Origin of the sequence: Streptomyces sp. URMC 126, assembly GCF_051386555.1 — a bacterium.
Classification (GTDB): domain Bacteria; phylum Actinomycetota; class Actinomycetes; order Streptomycetales; family Streptomycetaceae; genus Streptomyces.
On record NZ_JBPQTX010000446.1, the window covers coordinates 1 to 4,488 of the forward strand.

3 protein-coding genes are annotated in these 4,488 nt (G+C 71.5%); 2 read left to right on the forward strand and 1 reads right to left on the reverse strand.

What is annotated here, in order from left to right:
• Positions 1 to 336: 336 nt before the first annotated feature.
• Entirely contained in the window at positions 337 to 1,335 is a 999-nt protein-coding gene (gene trpS / locus ACSNOK_RS31010) for a tryptophan--tRNA ligase (protein WP_436784126.1), read from the forward strand.
• Between the two features lie 91 nt (positions 1,336 to 1,426).
• Here the strand turns inward: trpS and proC are convergent, their stop codons facing one another.
• Positions 1,427 to 2,236 (reverse strand): pyrroline-5-carboxylate reductase, encoded by an 810-nt coding sequence (gene proC / locus ACSNOK_RS31015; RefSeq protein WP_436784127.1) that lies wholly within the window; start codon positions 2,234 to 2,236, stop codon positions 1,427 to 1,429.
• A 736-nt stretch (positions 2,237 to 2,972) separates the two neighbouring features.
• Here proC and ACSNOK_RS31020 point away from each other — a divergent pair.
• Positions 2,973 to 4,331 (forward strand): SulP family inorganic anion transporter, encoded by a 1,359-nt coding sequence (locus tag ACSNOK_RS31020; protein ID WP_436784128.1) that lies wholly within the window; start codon positions 2,973 to 2,975, stop codon positions 4,329 to 4,331.
• Positions 4,332 to 4,488 lie beyond the last annotated feature (157 nt).

The following is a 4,488-nucleotide window of genomic DNA, read 5'->3' on the forward strand; positions in this document are numbered from 1 at the left end:
AATTCCGGCATGCCGAAATCAATCCCGTTCAGGGGCCGTGCAGTAGTGGATCCCGCCGAGTGGCGTGAAGTGCCGCCCCGGTTCCCTCTCGGGCCCCGCTGGCAACTCGAAGAACCTTACACGAGCGCCTTGGTCCGGATCAAACCCGTGGCGCAAGCGGTTTCCGGGGCGGTACGGTCGTCGGCATGACCTCGCATGCCCGTAACGGCCAGTGGTGGCCCGCCTGACGGCGGCCACCCCCTGCGCGTACGCACGCATGCTCCCCACGGCCGCCGCCTCGGCGGCCGTTTTGCTGTCTGTGGCGGTGGTCCCGTTCCCAAGGAGAGGGACACCCCCATGACTCGCATCTTCAGTGGCGTGAAGCCCACCGGCCACCTGACCCTCGGCAACTACCTGGGCGCCGTCCGGCAGTGGGTCGAGTCGGACCAGCACCGGGCCGACGCTCTCTTCTGCGTCGTCGACCTGCACGCCCTGACCGTCGAACACGATCCGGCGCGCGTCCGGAGGCTGAGCCGGCAGGCCGCGACCCTGCTCTTGGCGGCGGGACTGGACCCGGACCGCTGCACGGTGTTCGTGCAGAGCCACGTCGACGAGCACACCCGGCTGTCCTACCTCCTGGAGTGCACGGCCACGGACGGGGAGATGCGCCGGATGATCCAGTACAAGGAGAAGTCGGCACGGGAACGGGCGACCGGCGGAAGCGTCCGGCTGTCCCTCCTCACCTACCCGGTGCTGATGGCCGCCGACATCCTCGCGTACCACGCGGACGAGGTGCCCGTCGGCGACGACCAGGCGCAGCACGTCGAGCTGACCCGTGACCTGGCGGTGCGTTTCAACCAGCGGTACGGGCAGACGTTCACCGTCCCCCGTGCCGTCGTCCCACGGGTCGCCGCCCGGGTCATGGACCTTCAGGACCCTCTGTCGAAGATGGGGAAGTCGCACGCCGAGACCTCCGGCATCGTCTATCTCCTCGACGAGCCGGACGTCGTGCGCAAGAAGGTGATGCGCGCGGTCACGGACAGCGGGACGGACGTCGTCTACGACCGCGCCGAGCGGCCCGGTGTGGCCAACCTGCTGGAGCTGCTGGCCGCCTGCACCGGCTCCACGCCCGCCGTCCTGGCCGCGGGCTACACCTCATACGGCACTCTCAAGCGGGACACCGCGGACGCCGTGGTGGAGTTGTTGCGCCCGGTACGGGAGAGGCACGCCGAGCTGTGCGCCGAACCGGCCTACGTCGACGGCGTCTTGCGGGACGGGGCCCGTCGAGCGAGGGAACTGGCGCGGCCGACGGTCGACGCCGCGTACCGGGCCATCGGCCTGCTCCCGGCCGGCTGACACCACCGCGAGCCGGGACGCCTGTTCCGAGCGGCCGGCGGCGTACGGCGGTCGGCCGCACGCCGCCGACCCGTACGGCCGTCGCGTCGCGTCACCCCGTGCCGGAGGCGAGCTCGCGGCTGCGGTCCCGGGCCGCCTCCAGGGCGGCGATGAGCGCGTGCCGGACGCCGTGCTTCTCCAGTTCGCGGATGGCGTTGATCGTCGTGCCGGCCGGCGAAGTGACGGCCTCGCGCAGCTTGACGGGGTGTTCCCCACTGTCGCGGAGCATCACGGCGGCGCCGATGGCGGCCTGGACGATCAGGTCGTGGGCCTTGTCCCTCGGCAGGCCGAGGAGGATGCCGGCGTCCGTCATGGCCTCGACGAGGAAGTAGAAGTACGCCGGGCCGGAGCCGGAGAGCGCGGTCGCGGCGTCCTGCTGCGTCTCGGGGACGCGCAGCGTCTTGCCCACCGGCTTGAAGATCGCCTCGGTGCGGAGCAGGTGCTCCTCGGTGGCGTGCGTACCGGCGGAGATCACCGACATGCCCTCGTCCACCAGCACCGGGGTGTTGGGCATGACGCGCACCACGGGCGTCCCGGCCGAGAGCCGCTCTTCGAAGAAGGCGGTGGGGACACCGGCCGCCGCGCTGATGACGAGCCGGTCGGCCGGCAGGTGCGGCGCGAGTTCTTCGAGGAGCGCCGCCATGTCCTGGGGCTTGACGGCCAAGATGAGCGTGTCGGCGGCCTTGGCGGCGTCGGCGTTTCCGACGATCTCGACGCCGTAGCGCTCGCGCAGAGCCTCGGCGCGTTCCGGGCGGCGAGCGGTGCAGAGCAGCTGCGCGGGGTCCCAGCCGGCCCGGATCATGCCGCTGAGCAGCGCCTCACCGATCTTTCCGGTCCCGAGGACGGCGACTGTCTGGGTCACGGTGTTCACCTTTTCCGCTTTCGCTGTGCCGTCCTGTCACCGCACCGCGTGGCGTGCCGCCCGCGCGCCCGGCTCGTGAAGAGGCGGAACGGCAAGGGGAGTACGGCGGAGGGGCTGAGAACGGACTGGTCGACGAGCTGGTGGGCAGGGCCGGTGCCACACTTCCGCGCCCCGGCCCTTCGCCGGGTCATTTTCGCACCCGGCCCCCAACGGCGGTCGGCCATAGGGGCGGAGCCGGCCCCGGAGGGCGGCGCCCGGCGCACGATGCGGCGCATGGGTCAGGTCACCCGCCGGAGTGAACGGACGAAGCCCTTCCTCCTGGCCGATTCGGTGTTTACACCGCGGTAACGCACCGGTCGGCCGCGGGGCACGGGAGGTGGACACACTGTGGTCGGGTGTTCACGGCACGAAGCCGGAGAGGAAGAGGAAGCGTCCGTACGGGCATCACCTACAGCCCGTTCCCGCGACCGCGCCGGCAGCCACGCGCCGCCCGTACAGCCCGTCCCGTCACCCTGCCCCCACTTCTCCCGTCTCTCCTCCTCCGTCACACCACGACCTTTCCGCCTTCCGGCTCAAGCCGCCCGCTCGTGCCCTGCCCCGCCTCGTCCCGTCCGGCCGTACAAGGCGCCCGCGAGTTCCCTCATCCGCGGCACCTTCCTCCGCAGGCTCTCTCCCCACAGGTTTCTCTGTCCCCGGCCGCCGCTCGGTGTGTCCGGAGACGCTGGAGGCAACCCTCATGCAGCAGTACGAAGACCTCGGACCCGCACGCTCCGCTCTCTTCCGCGTCACGTCCCGCCTCCTGCCCCGAGGCGGTACCGGCCCTCTCCTCCGGGCCGACGTCCACGCGTCCCTCGTCGTCTTCCTCATAACCGTGCCGCTCTCGGCCGGTGTCGCCATGGCCTCCGGGGTGCCGGTGGAACTGGGCCTCGTCACCGGGATCGTCGGCGGGCTACTGACCGGGTTGCTGCCGGGCAGCAGCATCCAGGTGAGCGGACCGGCCGCGGGGCTGGCCGCGCTCGTATACGAGGCCGTGCGCGCGTACGGCCTCGGAGGGCTGGGCGTCCTCGTGCTGGCCACCGGACTGTTCCAGGTGACGTTGGGCCTGCTGCGGCTCGGCCGCTGGTTCCGGAAGGTTCCCGTGGCCGTGGTGCAGGGGATGCTGGCCGGCACCGGACTCGTCCTCATCACCGGCCAGTTGTACGAACTGGCCGACGCGGACGCCCCCGGCGGCGGCCTGGAACGGCTCGGGGGCATCGTTCTCCTGATCACCGGAACCTTGGAATCCCCGCCCGCTCTGGCCGCCGGCGCGGTGGGCATCGGCACGATGGCCCTGCTGGCGCTGTGGCAGCGCTGGCCGCGCGGGTCCCGGCTGATCCCCGCGCCCCTGGCCGCCGTGCTCGCCGCGACGGCGGTGACGGCCGTGCTGGAGCTGCCGGTGGACCGGTTGCACGTCGGCGATCTGATGACCGCCGTCCAGCCGCCGGACGGCCCGGACTTCAGGCGGCTCGGGCAGGTCGGCGTCCTGGGTACGGTCCTGGCCTTCACCCTCGTGGCCTCGGCCGGGAGCCTGTTCGGCGCCGCGGCGGTCGACCGGCTGCACGACGGCCCCCGCACCGACTACGACAAGGAGCTGATCGCGCAGGGCGCCGGCAACACGGTGTGCGGCATGCTCGGGGCCCTTCCGATGACCACCGTCGTGGTGCGTAGTACCGCCAACGCCCGTGCGGGCGCCCGGAGTCGGGTCTCGCGCGTGCTCCAGGGCACGTGGCTGGCCGTGTTCGCCGTTCTGCTGCCCTGGGTGCTGGCCGCCGTTCCGGTCGCCGCCCTCGCCGGCGTCCTGGTCGTCGTCGGCCGACAGCTGCTGCCGGTACGGGAGTTGGGCCGCCTGCGGGACGGTCACCGTGGCGAGGTCCTCGTCCTTCTCGCCACCGCCACGGCGATCGTGCTGACCGATCCCTTTCAGGGCGCCGTCGTCGGTCTGCTCCTGGCCGGTCTCAAGGCGGGCTGGGAGACGACGCGGTTGAGGGCGGACCGCGGCAGGCGGAGGGAGGGACGGGCGGACGACGGCCGACTGCCCCTGACCAGTAAGAAGTGAGGGCGGAAGCCGGTAAAACGTGGTGTCCCGGAAATGCAAAAAAGCCTCGGGGCGGATCGTTTTCCAACGATCCGGCCCGAGGCTTTATCAAATTTAGTTCGGCGGCGTCCTACTCTCCCACACGGTCCCCCATGCAGTACCATCGGCGCTGAAAGGC